This is a genomic window from Pseudomonas viridiflava, from assembly GCF_001642795.1.
Classification (GTDB): domain Bacteria; phylum Pseudomonadota; class Gammaproteobacteria; order Pseudomonadales; family Pseudomonadaceae; genus Aquipseudomonas; species Aquipseudomonas viridiflava.
Genome location: NZ_LKEH01000048.1, coordinates 63,956 through 83,998, shown reverse-complemented (window position 1 = coordinate 83,998; position 20,043 = coordinate 63,956). Strand labels below are relative to the sequence as shown.

Annotated in this window: 21 protein-coding genes; 6 read left to right on the top strand and 15 right to left on the bottom strand. The window is 59.5% G+C overall.

The window, feature by feature from the left end:
- Positions 1-140: 140 nt before the first annotated feature.
- From dgcA to AO065_RS25430, 3 genes are all read right to left on the bottom strand, one after another.
- Entirely contained in the window at positions 141-2,201 is a 2,061-nt protein-coding gene (gene dgcA / locus AO065_RS25440) for a dimethylglycine demethylation protein DgcA (RefSeq protein ID WP_004880218.1), read from the bottom strand.
- 15 nt (positions 2,202-2,216) lie between these two features.
- Positions 2,217-2,747, bottom strand: a complete 531-nt coding sequence (locus AO065_RS25435) for a DUF5943 domain-containing protein (RefSeq protein WP_004880220.1) — start codon at positions 2,745-2,747, stop codon at positions 2,217-2,219.
- Between the two features lie 83 nt (positions 2,748-2,830).
- Positions 2,831-3,808: a dipeptidase gene (locus tag AO065_RS25430; protein WP_004880223.1), complete on the bottom strand. Its 978-nt coding sequence runs from the start codon at positions 3,806-3,808 to the stop codon at positions 2,831-2,833.
- Between the two features lie 227 nt (positions 3,809-4,035).
- Between AO065_RS25430 and AO065_RS25425 the strand changes: the two genes are divergently transcribed.
- Both AO065_RS25425 and AO065_RS25420 read left to right on the top strand, forming a co-directional pair.
- Positions 4,036-4,446, top strand: a complete 411-nt coding sequence (locus tag AO065_RS25425; protein WP_004880224.1) for a lysozyme inhibitor LprI family protein — start codon at positions 4,036-4,038, stop codon at positions 4,444-4,446.
- Between the two features lie 54 nt (positions 4,447-4,500).
- Positions 4,501-4,920, top strand: a complete 420-nt coding sequence (locus AO065_RS25420; RefSeq protein WP_004880226.1) for a DUF3010 family protein — start codon at positions 4,501-4,503, stop codon at positions 4,918-4,920.
- A gap of 328 nt (positions 4,921-5,248) precedes the next feature.
- On the opposite strand, the gene fba is transcribed toward AO065_RS25420, so the two are convergent.
- From fba to tkt, 7 genes are all read right to left on the bottom strand, one after another.
- Positions 5,249-6,313, bottom strand: coding sequence for a class II fructose-bisphosphate aldolase (gene fba, locus AO065_RS25415; protein ID WP_004880227.1), 1,065 nt, complete (start codon positions 6,311-6,313; stop codon positions 5,249-5,251).
- Between the two features lie 114 nt (positions 6,314-6,427).
- Positions 6,428-6,754, bottom strand: a complete 327-nt coding sequence (locus AO065_RS25410; RefSeq protein WP_004880229.1) for an MliC family protein — start codon at positions 6,752-6,754, stop codon at positions 6,428-6,430.
- 54 nt (positions 6,755-6,808) lie between these two features.
- Positions 6,809-7,000 carry a hypothetical protein gene (locus AO065_RS25405; protein WP_004880231.1) on the bottom strand — a complete coding sequence of 64 codons (192 nt, stop codon included), beginning with the start codon at positions 6,998-7,000 and terminating at the stop codon, positions 6,809-6,811.
- Between the two features lie 86 nt (positions 7,001-7,086).
- A complete protein-coding gene (locus tag AO065_RS25400; RefSeq protein ID WP_004880233.1) occupies positions 7,087-7,320 on the bottom strand; it encodes a hypothetical protein in 234 nt (77 codons plus the stop codon).
- Between the two features lie 28 nt (positions 7,321-7,348).
- Positions 7,349-8,512 (bottom strand): phosphoglycerate kinase, encoded by a 1,164-nt coding sequence (locus tag AO065_RS25395; protein ID WP_004880234.1) that lies wholly within the window; start codon positions 8,510-8,512, stop codon positions 7,349-7,351.
- 16 nt (positions 8,513-8,528) lie between these two features.
- Positions 8,529-9,578: an erythrose-4-phosphate dehydrogenase gene (epd, locus tag AO065_RS25390; RefSeq protein ID WP_004880237.1), complete on the bottom strand. Its 1,050-nt coding sequence runs from the start codon at positions 9,576-9,578 to the stop codon at positions 8,529-8,531.
- 133 nt (positions 9,579-9,711) lie between these two features.
- Positions 9,712-11,709, bottom strand: a complete 1,998-nt coding sequence (gene tkt, locus AO065_RS25385) for a transketolase (protein ID WP_004880238.1) — start codon at positions 11,707-11,709, stop codon at positions 9,712-9,714.
- Positions 11,710-11,967: 258 nt separating this feature from the next.
- On the opposite strand from tkt, the gene AO065_RS25380 reads away from it, so the two are divergent.
- Together AO065_RS25380 and metK are read left to right on the top strand one after the other, a co-directional pair.
- Positions 11,968-12,963, top strand: coding sequence for an ArsR/SmtB family transcription factor (locus AO065_RS25380; protein WP_004880240.1), 996 nt, complete (start codon positions 11,968-11,970; stop codon positions 12,961-12,963).
- Positions 12,964-12,983: 20 nt separating this feature from the next.
- Positions 12,984-14,174, top strand: a complete 1,191-nt coding sequence (gene metK / locus AO065_RS25375) for a methionine adenosyltransferase (RefSeq protein ID WP_004880242.1) — start codon at positions 12,984-12,986, stop codon at positions 14,172-14,174.
- Here metK and AO065_RS26870 read toward each other — a convergent pair.
- Positions 14,119-14,445 (bottom strand): type II toxin-antitoxin system PemK/MazF family toxin, encoded by a 327-nt coding sequence (locus tag AO065_RS26870; RefSeq protein WP_004880243.1) that lies wholly within the window; start codon positions 14,443-14,445, stop codon positions 14,119-14,121. The genes metK and AO065_RS26870 overlap by 56 nt on opposite strands.
- On the bottom strand, positions 14,442-14,696 hold the full coding sequence (locus AO065_RS25370) for an AbrB/MazE/SpoVT family DNA-binding domain-containing protein (RefSeq protein ID WP_004880245.1): 255 nt from the start codon (positions 14,694-14,696) through the stop codon (positions 14,442-14,444). The genes AO065_RS26870 and AO065_RS25370 overlap by 4 nt, the downstream gene beginning before the upstream one ends.
- A 243-nt stretch (positions 14,697-14,939) precedes the next feature.
- Between AO065_RS25370 and ligB the strand changes: the two genes are divergently transcribed.
- Both ligB and AO065_RS25360 read left to right on the top strand, forming a co-directional pair.
- On the top strand, positions 14,940-16,622 hold the full coding sequence (ligB, locus tag AO065_RS25365) for an NAD-dependent DNA ligase LigB (RefSeq protein WP_004880247.1): 1,683 nt from the start codon (positions 14,940-14,942) through the stop codon (positions 16,620-16,622).
- Between the two features lie 54 nt (positions 16,623-16,676).
- Complete coding sequence (locus AO065_RS25360; protein ID WP_004880249.1) at positions 16,677-17,084, top strand: DUF1090 domain-containing protein; 408 nt, start codon at positions 16,677-16,679, stop codon at positions 17,082-17,084.
- 195 nt (positions 17,085-17,279) lie between these two features.
- Here the strand turns inward: AO065_RS25360 and AO065_RS25355 are convergent, their stop codons facing one another.
- The 3 genes from AO065_RS25355 to AO065_RS25345 form a co-directional block, all read right to left on the bottom strand.
- Positions 17,280-17,681 carry an MAPEG family protein gene (locus tag AO065_RS25355; RefSeq protein ID WP_004880251.1) on the bottom strand — a complete coding sequence of 134 codons (402 nt, stop codon included), beginning with the start codon at positions 17,679-17,681 and terminating at the stop codon, positions 17,280-17,282.
- A gap of 96 nt (positions 17,682-17,777) precedes the next feature.
- Positions 17,778-19,169, bottom strand: a complete 1,392-nt coding sequence (locus tag AO065_RS25350; protein ID WP_004880254.1) for a heavy metal sensor histidine kinase — start codon at positions 19,167-19,169, stop codon at positions 17,778-17,780.
- A complete protein-coding gene (locus AO065_RS25345) occupies positions 19,166-19,840 on the bottom strand; it encodes a heavy metal response regulator transcription factor (protein WP_004880256.1) in 675 nt (224 codons plus the stop codon). The genes AO065_RS25350 and AO065_RS25345 overlap by 4 nt, the downstream gene beginning before the upstream one ends.
- Positions 19,841-20,043 lie beyond the last annotated feature (203 nt).

Below are 20,043 nucleotides of genomic sequence, written 5' to 3'. Positions count from 1 at the left end.
TTACGAGGTACTCCTGATGCACCGTGTCGACTGCATCGCCGGCAAGCCGCCTCCCACAGTCTTGTGTTTGCTGCACGACAGCGCTGTGTCATGGACATAGCGATAACTCCCACAAGACCGTGGCACCTCAAAAAAGACCTTCAGAAATCCTTGCACAGGCGCAAGCCGTCGTAGATCGCTGCGTGGGTATTGCGCTGCGCCACGCAGTCGCCGATCCGGAACAGCAGGTAGCCGTCGCCCGGCTCACTCAGCGAAGGCTGCGGCTGAATGGCAAACAGGGCATCGATGTCGATCTGGCCCTTGTTGCGCGAACCTTCCTTGAGCGCGTAGTAAATCGCCTCGTCCGGACGCACGCCGTTCTCCACCACCACCTGATCGACCACCCGTTCTTCCTTGGCCCCGGTGTATTCGTTCTCCAGCACAGCGACCAGCTTCTCCCCCTCGCGGTAGACCTTTTCCAGCATCATGTCGCCGGTCATGATCACTTCCTTGGGGTACATGCTGCGGTAGTAGGTCGGGAACGACGTACCGCCAATCGCTACGCCCGGTTTGATGTCGTCGGTGACGATCTCGACCTGACAGCCCTTGTCGGCCAGGAAGTCGGCTACGGACATGCCGGTGAATTCGCAGATGGTGTCGTAGACCAACACGTTCTTGCCCGGCGCAACCTTGCCGTCCAGCACGTCCCAACTGCTGACCACCAGACCTTCGGCCGCGCCCCAGTGCTCGTTCTGCTCCAGAAACGGATGACCGCCCACCGCCAGCACCACGATGTCGGGGCGCAGGTCCAGGATGGTCGCCGCGTCGGCAGCGGTGCCCAGGCGCAGATCGACTTTCAGACGCGCCAGTTCCAGCTGGAACCAGCGGGTGATACCGGCAATCTGGTCACGCTGCGGCGCTTTCGACGCCGTGGTGATCTGTCCGCCAATGAATTCCTTTTTCTCGAACAGCGTCACGTCGTGTCCACGTTCGGCAGATACCCGTGCTGCTTCCATTCCGGCAGGCCCGGCACCGACGATCACCACCTTGCGTTTCGGCCCGGTGGATTTTTCGATGATGTGCGGCACGCCCATGTATTCACGCGACGTGGCTGCGTTCTGGATGCACAGCACGTCCAGCCCCTGGTACTGGCGGTCGATGCAGTAGTTGGCGCCCACGCACTGTTTGATCTGATCAATCTGGCCCATCTTGATCTTGGCGATCAGGTGCGGATCGGCAATGTGCGCACGGGTCATGCCGACCATGTCGACATAGCCGCCTTCCAGAATGCGCGTGGCCTGGTTCGGGTCCTTGATGTTCTGCGCATGCAGTACAGGCGCCTTGACCACTTCCTTGATACCGGCCGCCAGGTGCAGAAACGGCTCCGGTGGATAACTCATGTTGGGGATCACGTTGGCCAGGGTGTTGTGGGTGTCACAACCCGAGCCCACCACACCAATGAAATCGATCATGCCGGTGTCGTCGTAATACTTGGCGATCTGTTTCATGTCCTCATGGCTCAGGCCATCAGGGTGAAACTCGTCGCCGCAGATGCGCAGGCCCACGCAGAAGTCGGGACCGACTTCCTTGCGCACCGCCTTGATCACTTCCAGACCGAAGCGCATGCGGTTTTCGAAGCTGCCGCCCCACTCGTCCGTACGCTTGTTCACGCGCGGACTCCAGAACTGATCGATCATGTGCTGGTGCACAGCCGACAGCTCCACGCCGTCCAGGCCACCGGCCTTGGCACGTGCTGCGGCGCTGGCGTAGTTGCCGATCACGCGCCAGATTTCCTCGGGCTCGATGGTCTTGCAGGTGGCGCGGTGCACCGGCTCGCGAATGCCCGACGGCGACAGCAGGGTCGGCCAGTGATCGCCGTCCCAGCGAGAGCGGCGTCCCATGTGGGTAATCTGGATCATGATCTTGGCGCCGTGCTTGTGCATGGCGTCGGCCAGATTCTGGAAGTGCGGAATGATCCGTTCGGTGGCCAGGTTGACCGATTTCCACCAGCTCTGCGGGCTGTCGATCGCAACACTGGACGAACCGCCGCAGATAGCCAGACCGATACCGCCCTTGGCTTTCTCTTCGTAATACTTCACGTAACGATCGGTGGTCATGCCGCCATCGGTGGCATAGACCTCGGCATGCGCCGTGCTGAGCACGCGGTTGCGGATGGTGAGCTTGCCGATCTGGATCGGCTGGAACATCGCTTCGAAAGCCATAACGCGATCCTCAATTTACAGCGGCTTGACGACAAAGAGTCCGTCGTCATGACCTTCTTCCGAACCACCGTAGACCTGCTCGGCCACTGTACGGATCGAGCTGCCGCTGGCGGCCAGAATCTGATCCATGGCACCTGCGAACCAGCCGGTGAACATGTAGTCGACCTTGCGACCGACCTTGCCGTAGACGTATACGAAGCAGGAGTGTTCGAGCTTGACGCTGGCCGTGCCCTTTTCGAGGTCGATGTCCTGAATCTTGAACAGGCCCCAACCGCGCTGCGACAGGCGCTTCATGTAATGTTCGAACACGGCGACGCCCTCGATGCCGTGGCATTCGGCTTCTTTCTCACACCAGTGCCAGGCGGATTTGTAGCCTGCCTTGTAGAGAATTTCGGCGTAGGCATCGGCGCCCAGCACTTCCTCGATGCCCATGTGGTTGTTGACGAAAAAGTGGCGAGGCACGTAGAGCATCGGCAGTGCATCGGAGGTCCAGACACCGGTTTCGCTGTCGACTTCGATGGGCAGTTGCGGGGCGATTTTGGCCATGGGGAACAAACTCCAGATGATTCGGGTTACACCCACCGCAACCAGGGCCGTGGGCGTGTATAGGTTCAGGTGTAACAGGCGGCTTATTCGCCCCAGACGTCGGCCAGAACGTTGACCCAGTTCTCGCCCATGATCTTGCGCACCACGCGCTCTGGATGGCCGCGCTTGAGCAGGGTTTCGGTCAGGTTGGGAAACTCGCCCACGGTACGGATGCCCAGCGGGTTGATGATCTTGCCGAAGTTGGTCAGGCGGCGGGCGTAGCCCTTGTCGTGGGTCAGGTACTCGAAGAAGTCCTGGCCGTGACCTTGGGTGAAATCGGTGCCGATGCCGATGGCGTCCTCCCCCACGATGTTCATCACGTACTCGATGGCTTCGGCATAGTCGTCGATGGTCGACTCGATGCCTTTGGCCAGAAACGGCGCGAACATGGTCACGCCCACGAAGCCGCCATGGTCGGCAATGAACTTCAGCTCGGCGTCGGATTTGTTGCGCGGGTGTTCTTTGAGGCCGGACGGCAGACAGTGGGAGTAGCAGACCGGCTTTTTCGATTCGAGGATGACTTCTTCGGAAGTCTTGGAGCCGACGTGGGACAGGTCGCACATCACGCCGACGCGGTTCATCTCGGCGACGATCTCGCGGCCGAAGCCCGACAGCCCACCATCACGCTCGTAGCAGCCGGTACCGACCAGATTCTGGGTGTTGTAGCACATCTGCACGATGCCGACGCCGAGCTTCTTGAAGATCTCGACATAGCCAATCTGGTCTTCATAGGCATGGGCGTTCTGGAAGCCGAAGAGGATGCCGGTCTTGCCCAGTTCCTTGGCCTTGCGGATGTCGGCGGTGGTGTGGACCGGCATCACCAGGTCGCTGTTTTCGCGCATCAGTTTCTGGCTGGTGCAAATACTGTTGATGGTGGCCTGAAAGCCTTCCCATACCGACACGGTGCAGTTGGCCATGGTCAGGCCGCCCTTGCGCATGTCTTCAAACAGTTCACGGTTCCACTTGGCGATGATCAGCCCGTCAATAACGATGCTGTCGGCGTGCAGTTCGGCTGGGCTCATCAGGCTGTCCCCATTCAGGTTCTTGCGCACCGAATCGGCTGTCGGCGCTAATGGGATCAGCATATGCCGGAGGGTTGGCCGAGCCGGGTGCAAAAACGACAAGGGGCTTGCCGAAAGCGTCAAGAAACGACAAAGGGTGACAGCACTTCGTCACACCCTGTCGTAAACCTGTTCATTGTCACGCGGTTAGGACAGAATTCGTTACATCAATGGATCGGAGCGACTCAATGAGAACGATTTTCCTGACCCTGGCCTTGATGGCTACGGCCGTGACAGCCGCACACGCTGCTCAGAATCCGGACAGCACGCCGTGCGATGGCGTGGACAGCGATAATCAGACCCTGGAATGCTCGGCTTACAGCCGCCATACGGCTGAAGAACTGCTCAAGGAAAACTTCCAGAACCTGCTCCAGCGGGTCCAGTCGCAGTTCGTCGCCAACAAGACACAATTCAACGACTTCACCAGCAAGCTCAAGACCGCTCAGGCCGCCTGGGAAAAGCTGCGCGATGCCGATTGCGCTGTCGAAGTGTTTCCGTCTGCTGCAGGCAGCAAGGCTTTCACCATCAGTGAGAACGATTGCGTGGCTCGCATGAGTGACGAGCGGTCCGAGTATCTGGAGTCGATTGCACAGGAATAACGCCAGCGATGAGATAACCTGTTTCTTTTATGAATCACTTCATCAGGTTTTCTCATGATTATTTGCGGTGTAGAAATCAAAGGCAGTGAAGCCATCTTTGCTCTGGCCACGCGTCAGCAAGGCGGCATCGCACACCTGCCACTGGCGACCAAAAAGATTGCGCTGGAAGATGACGACGAGTCTGCCAACGTCAAAGCCTTCGCCACTCAGATCGCCAGCTTCGTGCGCGAGAATGGCATCAGCCATGTCGCGATCAAGAAGCGCAGCAAGAAAGGCGAATTCGCCGGCGGACCGACCACGTTCAAGATCGAGACGGTATTCCAGTTGCTGGCCGACTGCGACGTGACGCTCGTTTCCCCGCAAACCATCAACGCCCAGAACAAGAAACACGCCTTCGCCCTGCCCGATACGCTGAACAAGTATCAGCACGAGGCTTACAAGACAGCGTGCGCGGGGCTGATGAAGTCGGCGTAGGGAAACCGTGGATCTCACGCACACTGATCGTGCCCATGCTCCGCGCTCAGCGTTATACACGGGTCTGGAAAACGCTCAAACGGGGCCAAAACAAAAATGTCTGACTGAGTACGTACCCGTGGTTGCAGCAAGACTTGGGTATAACACTGAGCGCAAGCATGAGCATGAGCATGATAGGTGTGCCTGAGATCACGCTGATCGTTCCTACGCTCTGCGTGGGAATGCCGCCCAGGACGCTCCGCGTCCGGCCGTGTGACGCGGCGCAGCAGATTTCGGACGGGCACAGAAAAACCCGCATCGCTGCGGGTTTTTTCAATGCTCAATCAACTCAGTTGATCTTGGCATCCAGCTCGCCACGGGCGTAGCGTTCGAACATGGCGTCCAGCGAGATCGGTTTGATCTTCGAGGCGTTGCCAGCGGTGCCGAAGGCTTCGTAGCGGGCGATGCAGACGTCACGCATGGCGACGACGGTCTTGGCCAGGTACTTGCGCGGGTCGAACTCGCTGCGGTTCTTGGCCATGAACTCGCGGATGGCACCGGTAGACGCCAGACGCAGGTCGGTGTCGATGTTGACCTTGCGCACGCCGTGCTTGATGCCTTCAACGATTTCTTCGACCGGCACACCGTAGGTCTCTTTGATGTCGCCACCGTATTCGTTGATGATTTTCAGCCATTCCTGAGGAACGGACGAGGAACCGTGCATCACCAGGTGAGTGTTCGGAATCCGCTTGTGGATTTCTTTGATGCGCTCGATCGCCAGAATGTCGCCGGTAGGCGGCTTGGTGAACTTGTAAGCGCCGTGGCTGGTGCCGATGGCGATGGCCAGGGCATCGACCTGAGTCTTCTTGACGAAGTCAGCAGCTTCTTCCGGGTCGGTCAGCATCTGGCTGTGATCCAGGATGCCTTCGGCGCCGACGCCGTCTTCTTCGCCGGCCATACCGGTTTCCAGCGAACCCAGAACGCCCAGCTCACCTTCCACGGACACGCCACAGGCGTGAGCGAAGGCCACCACGCGACGGGTCACGTCAACGTTGTATTCGTAATCGGCCGGGGACTTACCGTCTTCCTTCAGCGAGCCGTCCATCATTACCGAGCTGAAGCCCAGCTGGATCGAGCGCTGGCAGATGTCAGGGCTGGTGCCGTGGTCCTGGTGCATGACCACCGGGATGTGTGGAAACTCTTCGATTGCCGCGAGGATCAGGTGACGCAGGAACGGGGCACCGGCGTATTTGCGGGCACCGGCCGAAGCCTGAACGATCACCGGGGAGTCGGTCTTGTCGGCCGCTTCCATAATGGCGCGCATTTGTTCCAGGTTGTTTACGTTGAAAGCTGGAACGCCGTAGCCGAACTCGGCTGCGTGGTCCAACATCTGGCGCATGCTGATAAGTGCCATTGTCTGTGTCTCTCCCGGTAGGGTCGTTAATCGTGCAAGCCTGCCGTAGTGGCGGCTGCTATTCAAGTTATACGCACGGGCCGCAAGCCCTGCGAATGGTGCATCGGCTACGACTTATCTGGCTTTGCAGCCGCGACCGATCAAATCATTGGTGGCGTCCCAATACACAAGGCCTTCGCTGCCCTTGTTGTCGAACGCCAGCACATTATTACTGTAAAGCGTGCCACTGGAAGCACCGGGTTCAGCCTTTAGCCTGAAAACCTGATCGCTCTGATTCAGCCGCGCATCCACTTCTTTTTTAGCTGAATCGATATAGCGCCAATGAATCTCGGCACCGCTATCGCAGACCCAGTGATTCCACGGGTCATTCTGTTGGGGCTTGCTCATCATCGAGCAACCGCCCAGCACCGCCAATGTTCCGAGGGCAATCAAGCCTTTCATGACTTCTCCTGGCCTGCCCTGCGAAACCCGGCGTGTGCCTGCGGCTTCGTTGTATCAGGGGCAGTTCTGTTCCTGTTTACCGTCATCGGCCGGTTCACCCGTGGCGCGCGCCTCGACCCGCTGACTGTTCTCGGTTGTCGGCACATCCACCGAGGCCGGGCTGAATACTTTGCAGGCATGAGAACCTGAACCGGCACAACCGGCCAGTACCACACAACTCACAAGCGCCAGGGCAGCGATCTTCATGGCAAAACTCCTTCTTCATAAAAAGATGTCCACCCACTAATGACCGCTGAAGCTTGCCGTGGTTGCCGCAAAAGCCTCAACCCGGCTTACGGACAGCCTGGCAACCCTGTTGCCTTGGGCATGAATTCGTAACGATCCCATACCTCCTGGCCGCCGCGCTTGTAGATCACCGGCACTGTCTCGGCCTGCCAGCCCGCCTGATAACAACTCAAATGCAGCACATCGGTCCGGGAAGCGCTCTCGGCCTCTTCGGCTTCAGGCTTGCCTGCACAACCGCCCAGCAACCCTGCGATGAGGAACCACGGTAACGCCCTGACCATGTACGACTCCTTGTCCAAATGCCTGTTTTCAGGCCTTGGCGCGTTGTTCAAGCACTTCAACCGCGGGCAGAACCTTGCCTTCCACGAACTCGAGGAACGCGCCGCCGCCTGTGGAAATATAGGAAATCTGTTCGGCTACACCGTACTTGTCGATGGCTGCCAATGTGTCGCCGCCGCCCGCGATGGAGAACGCAGAGCTTTCGGCAATGGCCTTGGCCAGCGTTTTGGTGCCTTCGCCGAACTGATCGAATTCAAACACACCGACCGGACCGTTCCACAGGATAGTCTTCGAAGATTTCAACAAGTCGGCGAAGTGCGCAGCAGTCTGCGGACCGATGTCCAGAATCATGTCGTCATCGGCCACATCGGCAATCAGCTTGACGGTAGCGGTAGCGCTTTCGGCGAATTCCTTGGCGACCACAACGTCGGTAGGCAATGGAACGCTGACCTTGGCGGCGATTTCGCGTGCGGTGTCCAGCAGGTCCGGCTCGTAGAGGGACTTACCGACCTTGTGACCGGCTGCTGCCAGGAAGGTGTTGGCAATGCCGCCGCCGACGATCAACTGGTTGCAGATCGCGCTCAGGCTGTTGAGCACGTCCAGCTTGGTGGAGACCTTGGAACCGGCGACGATGGCCGCCATCGGCTGGGCCGGAGCACCGAGCGCCTTGCCCAATGCATCCAGCTCGGCAGCCAGCAGCGGACCTGCCGCAGCGACCTTGGCGAACTTGGCCACGCCATGGGTCGAGCCTTCAGCGCGGTGTGCGGTACCGAAGGCGTCCATCACGAACACGTCGCACAGCGCGGCGTACTTCTGCGCCAGCTCATCGGCGTTCTTCTTCTCGCCCTTGTTGAAGCGCACGTTCTCGAACAGCACGATGTCGCCTGGCTTGACGTCAACGCCGTCCAGGTAATCGGCAACCAGCGGAACGTCACGACCCAGCGCCTTGCTCAGGTAGTCGGCAACCGGCTTGAGGCTGTTCTCTGCGGAGAACTCGCCTTCGGTCGGACGGCCCAGGTGCGAGCAGACCATCACAGCCGCCCCCTTTTCCAGCGCCAGCTTGATGGTCGGCAGCGAAGCAAGGATACGTGCATCGCTGCTGACGACGCCGTCCTTCACAGGGACGTTGAGGTCTTCACGAATCAGTACACGTTTACCTTGCAGATCGAGGTCGGTCATCTTCAACACGGTCATGAGGCGTTCCTGTTTTTTACTGTTGTTGGTCAGCGACGCGCAGAAAGTGCTCTGCAACGTCGAGCATTCGATTGGCAAAGCCCCACTCGTTATCGAACCACGCCAGCAGGTTCACCAGCCTGGGTCCGGAAACGCGGGTCTGACTCGCATCGACAATCGCCGAATGCGGGTCATGATTGAAATCGCAGCTGGCGTGCGGCAACTCAGTGTAGGCCAGCAAACCCTTCAACGGGCCGCTGGTAGCGGCCTCGCGCAGGATTCGGTTGATGTCCTGTGCGTCGGTGTCACGAGCCGTCTGCAACGTGATGTCCAGACAGGACACATTGACGGTCGGTACGCGAACAGCTTTGGCCTGAATTCGGCCGGCAAGTTCCGGAAGCAGCCTTTCGATTCCGCGGGCAAGGCCTGTGGAGACCGGAATGATCGACTGAAACGCCGAGCGCGTGCGGCGCAGATCTTCGTGGTGGTAGGCGTCGATCACCGGCTGGTCGTTCATGGCCGAGTGGATCGTGGTGATGGTGACGTACTCAAGCCCCACAGCCTGATCCAGCAGGCGAAGAAGAGGCACGCTGCAGTTGGTGGTGCAGGACGCGGCCGACACCAACAGCTCATGGCCGGTCAGCTTCTGCTGGTTGATGCCAAACACCACCGTGGCATCGACATCGGCCTCGCTGGCCATCGGCTGCGAGAACAGCACGCGTGGCGCGCCAGCATCCAGAAAACGCTGGCCGTCTTCACGGGTGTTGTAGACACCGGAGCATTCGAGCACCAGATCGACGTCCAGCGAAGCCCAGTCGATCTCTTCGGGCGTCGAGCTGCGCAGCACCTTGATCCTGTGATCGTTGATGTGCAGGTATTGCCCTTCGACCCGGACCTGACCGGGAAACCGGCCGTGGGTGGAATCGAAGCGCGTCAGGTATTCGAGACTGGCCATGTCGGCCAGATCGTTTATTGCAACCACTTCAAACCCGGCTTTCGTCCCTCGCTCACACAGCGCACGCACGACGCAACGACCAATGCGGCCGTAGCCGTTCAGAGCAACTTTATAGGGGCGGGGCTGGGGCATGGGGTTCTCATGGATTTAAGCTGAACCCGAAGGGGCGCGCTTGCTGACGGCCACGGCTGCCCGGACAACAGAGAAGACTGTCCGGGCAATCCGTTTGCGGGCAAACGCGTCCCTGCGAGGGGACGCGTCGTGCTTAGCCTTCGAGCAGCTCTTCAGCAGTGCTCAGGACGTTTTCCAGCGTGAAGCCAAACTCTTCGAACAGCGCAGGCGCAGGCGCCGACTCGCCGAAGGTGGTCATGCCGATCACGCGGCCTTCCAGACCGACGTACTTGTACCAGTAGTCGGCATGCGCCGCTTCGATGGCAATGCGCGCGCTGACCTGCAGGGGCAGAACGTCCTGCTTGTACATCGCATCCTGAGCTTCGAACACGCTGGTGCATGGCATGGACACCACACGAACCTTGCGGCCCTGCCCGATCAGTTTGTCGTAAGCCTGAACGGCCAGACCGATTTCCGAGCCAGTGGCGATCAGGATCAGCTCAGGCTCGCCGACGCAGTCGCGCAGCACGTAGCCACCGCGAGCGATGTTAGCCAGCTGGGCTTCGTCACGCGCCTGGTGAGGCAGGTTCTGACGCGAGAAGATCAGTGCCGAAGGACCGTCGTTACGCTCGATGGCGTATTTCCAGGCCACGGCGGATTCCACCGCATCGGCTGGACGCCAGGTGTCCAGGTTCGGCGTAGTGCGCAGGCTGGTCAGTTGCTCGATCGGCTGGTGAGTCGGGCCGTCTTCGCCCAGACCGATGGAGTCGTGGGTGAACACGTAGATCACGCGCTTCTTCATCAGCGAAGCCATGCGCACTGCGTTACGGGCGTATTCCATGAAGATCAGGAAAGTTGCGCCGTACGGCACGAAACCGCCGTGCAGCGCGATGCCGTTCATCATCGCGCCCATGCCGAACTCACGCACACCGTAGTGCAGGTAGTTGCCGTTAGGGTCTTCGCCGGTGATGCTCTTGCAGCCTTTCCAGATGGTCAGGTTGGAACCGGCCAGGTCAGCCGAACCGCCGAGAATCTCGGGCAGCAACGGGCCCAGTGCGCTCAGGGCGTTCTGGCTAGCTTTACGGCTGGCGATGGTTTCGCCCTTGGCGTTGACTTCAGCCACGTAGGCTGACGATTTCTCGGCGAAGTCGGCTGGCAGCTCGCCGCTCATGCGACGGATGAAATCATTGGCCAGTTCAGGATGAGCAGCAGAGTAGGCCGCGAAACGCTGATCCCACTCGGCTTCGGCAGCCAGGCCTTTTTCCTTCGCGTTCCATTCGGCATAGATGTCAGCCGGGATTTCGAAAGGACCGTAGTTCCACTTCAGAGCAGCACGGGTCAGGGCGATTTCATCAGCGCCCAGCGGAGCACCGTGGGACTCTTCCTTGCCCTGCTTGTTCGGCGAACCGAAACCAATGGTGGTCTTGCAGCAGATCAGGGTCGGCTGATCGCTCTTGCGAGCGGTGTCGATAGCGGTCTTGATCTCGTCGGCGTCATGGCCGTCGACATTGCGGATGACCTGCCAGCCGTACGACTCGAAACGTTTCGGCGTGTCGTCGGTGAACCAGCCTTCGACTTCGCCGTCGATGGAGATGCCGTTGTCGTCGTAGAACGCGATCAGCTTGCCCAGTTGCAGCGTGCCGGCCAGCGAGGCGACTTCGTGCGAGATGCCTTCCATCATGCAGCCGTCACCCATGAACACGTAGGTGTGGTGATCGACGATGGAATGGCCCGGGCGGTTGAACTGCGCCGCCAGTGTTTTCTCGGCAGCGGCGAAACCGACCGCGTTGGCAAAGCCCTGACCCAGCGGTCCGGTGGTGGTTTCAACGCCCGGCGTGTAACCGTACTCGGGGTGACCCGGCGTGCGGCTGTGCAACTGGCGGAAATTCTTCAGGTCGTCGATGGACAGGTCATAACCGGTCAGGTGCAGCAACGAATAGACCAGCATCGAGCCGTGACCGTTGGACATGATGAAACGGTCACGGTCAGCGAACGCAGGGTTGGCCGGGTTGTGCTTCAGATAATCGCGCCAAAGAACCTCGGCGATATCCGCCATGCCCATGGGGGCACCCGGATGGCCGCTGTTGGCTTTTTGCACGGCATCCATGCTGAGGGCACGAATAGCGTTGGCACGCTCACGACGGCTTGGCATCGCTGATCTCCTGACAGTAAAGGATTGGGATCTGAAAAAGGCGGCCATTTTCCCTCAGGGACCGGCCGGGGGCAATCACAGATAGTGGACCTTAGGCTTTTTTCCTGTGTTGTGGACATTAATTAGCCTGTTACTACTGGATAACGACAGCTTGCGACAAGTTCAGCAGGATCGACAGGCGCCACCCATCAAGCAATATCAAAACTTTTTGATATTGACCTTGCGACCTCATGAATCGATCACTAGACTGCGGACCCTATGAACCTGCGTGTGCCTGCAATCCGCCATGATGCATGCGACGACCTCTCTGCATTGTGCAAGGCCGGCGGCGATCCGTTGCGACTGAACGTTCTGCGTGCGCTGACCAACGACTCGTTTGGCGTGCTGGAACTGGCGCAGATTTTCGCTATAGGTCAGTCGGGCATGAGTCACCACTTGAAGGTGTTGGCGCAGGCTGACCTGGTGGCGACCCGGCGTGAGGGCAATGCGATTTTTTATCGTCGCGCCCTGCCCCACACCGACTTGCCCGGCGGCAGATTGCACGCCGCCCTGCTCGATGAAGTGGACACACTGGCATTGCCGGATGAGGTTCAAGGGCGTATTGGTCTGGTGCATCGTCAGCGGGCGCTCGCCAGTCAGGATTTCTTTGCCCGGACAGCGGAAAAGTTTCGCGCCCAGCAGGACCTGATCGCAGGCCTTGCCCAGTACAGTGAAAGCCTGCTGACGCTGCTCGATAAACTCAGCTTCGGCAGCGAGGCAACGGCACTGGAAGTAGGCCCCGGCGACGGCGGCTTTCTCCCGGAGCTGGCAAGACGTTTCAGGCACGTGATCGCGATGGACAACAGCCCGGCGATGCTGGAACTGGCCCGCGACCTGTGTCAGCGCAAGGCGCTGTTTAATGTCGAGCTGAAGCTGGCCGATGCACTGACAGACAGTAAAGTACTCGCCGACTGCGTCGTACTGAATATGGTGCTCCATCATTTCGCCGCACCAGCCGAAGCGCTGGCGCAACTGGCCGAATGCGTACAACCCGGCGGTAGCTTGCTGGTAACAGAATTGTGTAGTCATGACCAGAGCTGGGCCAGGGAGGCCTGTGGCGATCTCTGGTTAGGTTTCGAGCAGGAAGACCTGGCCCGTTGGGCCATCGCTGCGGGGCTAGTTCCCGGGGAAAGCCTTTATGTAGGCTTACGTAATGGTTTCCAGATCCAGGTTCGCCATTTTCAGCGACCGGCTGGCGACACTCACCATCGGTAAAATGAAGGAAACCCGTAGAGATGAGCGAATACTCACTTTTCACCTCCGAGTCCGTGTCCGAAGGGCACCCGGACAAGATCGCCGACCAGATTTCCGACGCGGTTCTGGACGCCATCATCGCTGAAGACAAATACGCCCGTGTGGCTTGCGAAACGCTGGTCAAGACCGGTGTGGCGATCATCGCTGGCGAAGTGTCGACTTCGGCCTGGGTCGATCTGGAAGACATCGTGCGTAACGTCATCCTCGACATCGGCTACAACAGCTCCGACGTCGGCTTCGACGGCGCGACCTGCGGCGTGATGAACATCATCGGCAAGCAGTCGGTGGACATCGCCCAAGGCGTTGACCGCAGCAAGCCTGAAGATCAGGGCGCCGGCGACCAGGGCCTGATGTTCGGCTACGCCAGCAACGAAACCGACGTACTGATGCCGGCTCCGATCACGTTCTCGCACCAACTGGTCGAGCGTCAGGCTCAGGCCCGCAAGTCCGGCCTGCTGCCGTGGCTGCGCCCGGATGCGAAATCCCAGGTCACCTGCCGCTACGAAAACGGCAAGGTCGTGGGCGTCGACGCGATCGTTCTGTCGACCCAGCACAACCCGGACGTTTCCTACAAAGACCTGCGCGAAGGCGTGATGGAGCTGATCGTCAAGCACGTCATCCCTGCGCACCTGCTGCACAAGGACACTCAGTTCCACATCAACCCGACCGGCAACTTCATCATCGGTGGCCCGGTGGGCGACTGTGGCCTGACCGGCCGCAAGATCATCGTCGACACCTACGGCGGCATGGCCCGTCACGGCGGCGGCGCGTTCTCCGGCAAGGATCCATCGAAGGTTGACCGTTCGGCGGCCTACGCCGGCCGTTACGTGGCCAAGAACATCGTCGCTGCGGGCCTCGCCGAGCGTTGCGAGATTCAGGTGTCCTACGCCATTGGCGTTGCACAACCGACTTCGATCTCGCTGAACACCTTCGGCACCGGCAAGCTGTCCGACGACAAGATCATCAGCCTGGTTCGCGAGCACTTCGACCTGCGTCCGTACGCGATCACCACCATGCTGGATCTGCTGCACCCGATGTACAAGGCCACTGCGGCCTACGGCCACTTCGGTCGTACCCCGGTCGAAATGACCGTTGGCGACGACACCTTCACCGCCTTCACCTGGGAAAAAACCGACCGCGCCGACGCCCTGCGCGCTGCTGCCGGTCTGTAATTCTCCTGCGGTCATCAAAAGCCCCCGGCGGCGTGAGTCTCCGGGGGCTTTTGTTTGGGACTCCCGCCCCACCCAAAGGAACAGCGAACCCCGAATAACGCGCAAAATCACCGCCCTGTATGATAGGCGCAACGATCGCAAGGCCGGTGACGTTATACGCTGCTGGTGTCAGCACCAACGCGGGACGAAAATCGCGCTGCTGTTCTCGGCCAGCGGTTGGATTGAGGCTGATGCGGACGATATCTGCGCGATTGAATCCGTGCTGCTTCACGCTTCACGCCCTATGGGTTGCATGGCGTTCCAACCAGCCAACTCCTCTGGCTCGGACGCATTCAAATCACATTGGGCCATAAGGTCGGCCAATTGGTAATGCAGTCTGGCCTTGGCAGGCTTGAGCGTCATCACTTCGCTGGAAACATCCAGCACCAGCACATCACCGATGACCAGGCTCATCTGCTTGAGCACATTGGCTGGCAATCTGATTGCTGCGCTATTGCCCCACTGCTGAATTTTGACTTCCATACAACACCCCGCCAAATAGTAGATACATTGCAGAAGCGTCACCCCCCTTACGCAAACAGTTATTTACACCAAACCCGCCGGTCATCATCGACGCTTTTGTAACAGCGAGCGAAGTTATCGGCTGGATACGAATGCCATCACCTTCAGTGCGCCAAGGTCGAAAAACCCGGTAACCATGCCGACAAGCCTCATATCCAGACGGCAGCTAGCCTTCTCCAGCCAATCCCAAGCAAGGATGCTTCGATGCTGTCTGTTACCCGCCTGATGGGCTGCGCCCTTCTGATCGCCCTTTCCCCCTTCACGACTGCCAGCCAGTGTCCGAACTGGACTGCGCCCCAGGCACAAACCGAGATCCTCTCACTTCAACAACAGATCGCCGAATGGGACGACAGTTACCACCGTCTGGGCGTCTCGCGAATTCCCGACGAGCTTTACGATCAGTCGCGGCAGAAGCTGAAGACATGGCGTACGTGTTTTGCCGTTCCGGCGTCGGACGAAAATCCACTGAAGACCGCGGGCGGCTCGGTGGTGCATCCCATTGCACACACGGGCGTGAACAAGCTGGCCGACGACAAGGCGGTCAAGGCCTGGCTCAAGGGCCGGACCGGTCTGTGGATTCAACCCAAGGTCGATGGCGTGGCCGTTACGCTGGTCTATTCCAGGGGCAGCCTGGCGAAGGCCATCAGTCGTGGCGACGGGGTCAATGGCCAGGATTGGACGGCTCAGGCGCAGTTGATCAAGGCCATTCCTCAGCAATTGCCGTGGCCGGATGACGTTGTGCTGCAAGGCGAGTTGTACGAGCGGCTGTCCGAACATGTGCAAGCATCGGCAGGCAGCGTGAATGCACGCAGCAAGGTGGCCGGACTGTTGGCACGCAAGACGCTGAGTCCTGCGCAGGCAGAAAGCATCGGGCTATTCGTCTGGGACTGGCCCGATGGCCCGGCCACCATGAGCGAGCGTCTGGCAGGCTTGAACGCCATGGGTTTTGCCGACAGCACCCGCCACACGCTTGCGCTGGAAAGTTATGCGCAGGCCGCGCAGTGGCGCGAGCATTGGTATCGGACGCCGATGCCGTTCGCCACGGACGGCGTGATCATGCGTCAGGGCGAACGCCCTTCCTCCGAGCGCTGGCTAGCGAAAGCGCCTTACTGGATCGCCGCCTGGAAGCACCCTTATGCGCAAGCGCTGGCCGAGGTGCGCAAGGTCAGCTTCACGATTGGTCGCAGCGGCAGGATCACCCCGATCCTTGAGCTGACACCGATACGTCTGGACGACCGGACCGTCAGTCGAATCAGTACAGGCTCGCTGCAACGCTTGCAGACGCTGGATATCCGCCCCGGCGATCAGGTGGCGATCAGTCTGGCCGGGCTGACCATTCCACGGCTCGACGGTGTGATTACGCGCAGTGTCGAGCGGGCAGAGGTGAATGTTCCGCAGGCCAGTGACTTTCATGAACTCAGTTGCTGGCAACCGACGCCGGGCTGCGAAAGCCAGTTTCGGGCGCGGCTGACTTGGCTCAGCGGCAAGAAGGGGCTGGCCTTGAGTGGCGTGGGGCCGGGCACTTGGGACAGGCTCATCGAAAGCGGGAAAATCAACGGCCTGGTCGATTGGATGACACTCGATCAGGCTGAGCTTGTTAACATTCCCGGTCTTGCCGAGCGCAGCAGCGCTAAACTGTTCGCCAGCCTGCAAACGGCCCATCAAAAGCCGTTCCAGACATGGCTCAAGGCTATCGGCCTCCCGCCTGCCGGAGGTGCTCGACTGGATGACGATTGGGATCAGTTGGCCTCACGCAGTGTTGAACAATGGCAGGCAGAACCGGGCGTCGGTCCGGGACGGGCGGCAAAACTCGTTGCATTCTTCAACGATCCGCAAGTACAGGCATTGAGCCAGCAATTGCGTGTTTCAGGTATTTCAGGTTTCTAGAGTCCGGGTTTCACTTTTTATGCCCGGGCGTTGTTGCTTTCAAAAGGAGTTCATATGAAGTTTTTATCAACACTGGTTCTTTTCACCAGCTGCACGCTACTGGCTACACCTCTGTTCGCCGCTGAACAGGCACCGCCTTCCGAGTGCCTGCTCAAGAGTCAGGAAATCAGCAGCAAGATTCAGGAAGCCAAGAGCGAAGGCAACAAGGCTCAACAGGCAGGTCTGGAAACAGCACTCGCCGAGGTCAATGCAAACTGCACGGAGGCGTCGCAAGTCAAACAGCGCGAACAGAAGGTCCTGGACGCCAAACGTGAAGTCAGCCGTCGCCAGTCCGATCTGACCAAGGCGATGGAAAAGGGCGATCCGGAGAAGATCAACAAGCGCAAGGACAAGCTCGCCGAGTCGCGCAAGGAATTGCAGGATGCGCAGGCAGAGCTTGAGAAAGTGCAGCCGGACGAGTGAGCGGCCGTTGGCAACTGCTTACCCGCGTAATCCACTGAGGCTTGCCGGCGATGAACGATGACGCGGTTTCCTGGCAAACCGCGTCGACTGCATCGCCGGCAAGCCGCCTCCCACGGTCAAATGTTTGCTGCGCGACAGCGCTACGTCGAAAACGTGGTGGCGCCTCCCACAGTTTTAAGCGACTGCCACAGCCAATCACGCCGCAGCAGGGAATGCCGACACGCCGAACAGGGCAACGATCAGGCCCATCCCGACCAGCCAGATGATGGAGCGCATCGCTGCCAGATCGGCCAGATAAAAGATGATGTAGAGCAGGCGGCTGGTGATGAACAGCACCGCAAGCACGTCGATGGTGACCAACTGCGCGTTGCCCGCGACATGCGCAATGATCACCGCCGCTGCGAACGCAGGGGTCACTTCATAGCTGTTCAGTTGCGCGGCATGTGCGCGCTTCGGAAATCCTTCCAGCTTGTCGAGAAAAGCGCGAGGGTCATGATTGTTGCCGGGCTTGAATTTGCCGCTGCCGACCTTGGCGATGCCTGCGCAGGCGATCGGCAAAAGGATCGCTACCAGCACACACCAGAAAGCTACTGTCATACATCCATCCTTATTATGTCGGCTTCATCTAGAAGCATGCCAGGCACGAACAGCCTTAAAGCTCAGAGCCGGACGCGGCCCAAAGGTTCTTCCGGCTTACACCAGTTTAGGAAAAATCAGGCTGAACGTGGTGAACCGCCCAGGCTCGCTCTCGGCTTTCACCTGGCCTTCATGCAGGCTCATGATCGACCGGACGATGGCCAGCCCCAGGCCTGTACCGCCCTGCTGTCGGGCGCGACTGACGTGAACCCGGTAAAACCGGTCGAACAGGCGTGGCAGGTGCTCGGCATCAATGCCTTCCCCGGCATTGCGCACCGCCAGCGTAATGTCTTCGGCGTGTGTGACAATCCTGATCGTGATGGCGGTGCCACTCGCCCCATGGCGAATCGCATTGGATAGCAGGTTGGAGATCGCCCGCTGAATCATCAGCCGGTCGCCCATGGCCTTACCGTTGCCTTCGATCTGCAAGGTGATGTCACGGTCTTCAGCCGATGCCGAAAACAGTTCAGCCACTTTTTCCGACTCCTCGCGCAGATCGATGGGCTCCAGCGCCAACGGTGCCGAGGGCTGGCTGACGCTTGCGAGAAACAGCATCTGGGCGATCATGCGCGACATGCGCTCCAGCTCTTCGGTACAGGACTCGAGCGCCTGTCTGTACTCTTCCGGCGGACGGGGTCGCGACAGCGTCACCTGCGCCTTGCCCATCAGGTTGTTCATGGGCGAGCGCATCTCGTGCGCCAGATCGTCCGAGAACTGCGACAGCTGCTGAACGTCGCCGTCCAGCCGGTGCAGCATGAAGTTCACGGCGTGAGCCAGATCGCGCAGTTCGTCCGGCAGACCGGTCACTTTCATGCGGTGCGACAGGTCGCGGGCCGAAATCAGCGCGGTCACTTTCCGGAATGCTCCCAAAGGCCTGAGCCCGCGGCGCACGACCCACCAGGCCCCGAGCCCGACCAGTAACAGAATCACCGGCAGGATCATGAAGGTGGACATCATGTAGGCATGCAGCAGTGAGGTGTCGTTTTTCCGGTCCAGCGTCAGCATGACCAGAATGTTTTCATCCGTCTTGAGACGAATGTTCTTGTAGCCCACCAGCAGCTTGTGACCTTCGCTGGCCTCCAGCGCGTGAAAGCCCTGATTCTGCCCCCCGGCCGCAGGCGGTGGCAAATTGCGGCCTTCTTCATTACCGATATTCATCAGCGGCCGGCGGGGCACGTTCGAGTCGAAGATGCTCAGGGCAAAGCTGTCATGACCGACAATCTGATCGCGCAGCGTATGCGGATACTGGACGATGTCGCCAACCGACAGAAAGCCCTCGCTGAGCCCATGCTCGATCTGCGTGAATTTCTCCCTCAGGCTGTCTTCTGCACGCAGGTCGAGTTGATGGGAAATGGCCGCGTAGGCGAACAGCTCCATGATCACCACCAGAAACGCACTCAATGCGGTGACCGTCAGGCCCAGCCGCGTCGAGAGGCGCGTGGGTTTCATTCGCGCACTTCCAGCACATAACCGACACCACGCAAGGTGTGGATCAGCTTGGTTTCGAACGGGTCGTCGATCTTGGCCCGCAGGCGGCGGATCGAAACCTCGACCACGTTGGTGTCGCAATCGAAGTTCATGTCCCAGACCAGCGAAATGATCTGGGTGCGCGACATGACCTCACCGGTATGGCGCATCAGCAAATGCAGCAAGGCGAATTCCTTGGTGGTCAGGTCGATACGCTGCTTGCCACGAAAGGCCCGGTGGCGCCCCTGGTCCAGCTCCAGATCACCGACCTGCAGGACCTGCGGCGTGCTCGGCTGTTCGCAGCGACGCATCAGGGTGCGGACTCTGGCCAGCAACTCGGGAAACTCGAACGGCTTGACCAGATAGTCGTCGGCGCCCATTTCCAGGCCCTTGACCTTTTCTTCCAGACGGCCCCGCGCAGTGACCATCATGATCCGGGTGTTGACGGTTTTCCTGAGCCGGGCCAGGACCTCCCAGCCATCCATTTCAGGCAGGTTCACATCCAGAATGACGATGTCATACGCCTGATGCTGCGCGAGATAAAGCCCGTCGAGTCCGGTGGCGGCGATATCGACAACATAGCCACTTTCGGTCAGACCCTGATGCATGTATTCGGCAGTTTTCGGCTCGTCCTCTACTACAAGGATTCGCATGGATAAATGTCCTGTCTGATGTCGGTTGATCCGCAGTGTACGGGCAAACAGCCAGCCTCCACAGCACATAACGGAATTGTAATTTTGCAGCAATCCCTCTGATACCTCCGGTTACATAAAGTCCTCCTCATTCAGGTTCAACGGGCCTTTTGGCGCGGTTGTTCTTTCCACTGACGGGGGTGTTGTATGCAACGGGAGAGCCA

Bases quoted from the DNA above. Each gene is read 5' to 3' on its own strand.
- fba (WP_004880227.1), bottom strand. From the start codon at position 6,313: ATGGCACTTATCAGCATGCGCCAGATGTTGGACCACGCAGCCGAGTTC.
- AO065_RS25350 (WP_004880254.1), bottom strand. From the start codon at position 19,169: ATGAAACCCACGCGCCTCTCGACGCGGCTGGGCCTGACGGTCACCGCA.
- AO065_RS25360 (WP_004880249.1), top strand. From the start codon at position 16,677: ATGAAGTTTTTATCAACACTGGTTCTTTTCACCAGCTGCACGCTACTG.
- AO065_RS25425 (WP_004880224.1), top strand. From the start codon at position 4,036: ATGAGAACGATTTTCCTGACCCTGGCCTTGATGGCTACGGCCGTGACA.
- AO065_RS25400 (WP_004880233.1), bottom strand. From the start codon at position 7,320: ATGGTCAGGGCGTTACCGTGGTTCCTCATCGCAGGGTTGCTGGGCGGT.
- tkt (WP_004880238.1), bottom strand. From the start codon at position 11,709: ATGCCAAGCCGTCGTGAGCGTGCCAACGCTATTCGTGCCCTCAGCATG.
- AO065_RS25435 (WP_004880220.1), bottom strand. From the start codon at position 2,747: ATGGCCAAAATCGCCCCGCAACTGCCCATCGAAGTCGACAGCGAAACC.
- metK (WP_004880242.1), top strand. From the start codon at position 12,984: ATGAGCGAATACTCACTTTTCACCTCCGAGTCCGTGTCCGAAGGGCAC.
- AO065_RS25355 (WP_004880251.1), bottom strand. From the start codon at position 17,681: ATGACAGTAGCTTTCTGGTGTGTGCTGGTAGCGATCCTTTTGCCGATC.
- AO065_RS25420 (WP_004880226.1), top strand. From the start codon at position 4,501: ATGATTATTTGCGGTGTAGAAATCAAAGGCAGTGAAGCCATCTTTGCT.
- AO065_RS25395 (WP_004880234.1), bottom strand. From the start codon at position 8,512: ATGACCGTGTTGAAGATGACCGACCTCGATCTGCAAGGTAAACGTGTA.
- AO065_RS25405 (WP_004880231.1), bottom strand. From the start codon at position 7,000: ATGAAGATCGCTGCCCTGGCGCTTGTGAGTTGTGTGGTACTGGCCGGT.
- AO065_RS25430 (WP_004880223.1), bottom strand. From the start codon at position 3,808: ATGAGCCCAGCCGAACTGCACGCCGACAGCATCGTTATTGACGGGCTG.
- AO065_RS25370 (WP_004880245.1), bottom strand. From the start codon at position 14,696: ATGGAAGTCAAAATTCAGCAGTGGGGCAATAGCGCAGCAATCAGATTG.
- AO065_RS25410 (WP_004880229.1), bottom strand. From the start codon at position 6,754: ATGAAAGGCTTGATTGCCCTCGGAACATTGGCGGTGCTGGGCGGTTGC.
- AO065_RS25345 (WP_004880256.1), bottom strand. From the start codon at position 19,840: ATGCGAATCCTTGTAGTAGAGGACGAGCCGAAAACTGCCGAATACATG.
- ligB (WP_004880247.1), top strand. From the start codon at position 14,940: ATGCTGTCTGTTACCCGCCTGATGGGCTGCGCCCTTCTGATCGCCCTT.
- AO065_RS25380 (WP_004880240.1), top strand. From the start codon at position 11,968: ATGAACCTGCGTGTGCCTGCAATCCGCCATGATGCATGCGACGACCTC.
- dgcA (WP_004880218.1), bottom strand. From the start codon at position 2,201: ATGGCTTTCGAAGCGATGTTCCAGCCGATCCAGATCGGCAAGCTCACC.
- epd (WP_004880237.1), bottom strand. From the start codon at position 9,578: ATGCCCCAGCCCCGCCCCTATAAAGTTGCTCTGAACGGCTACGGCCGC.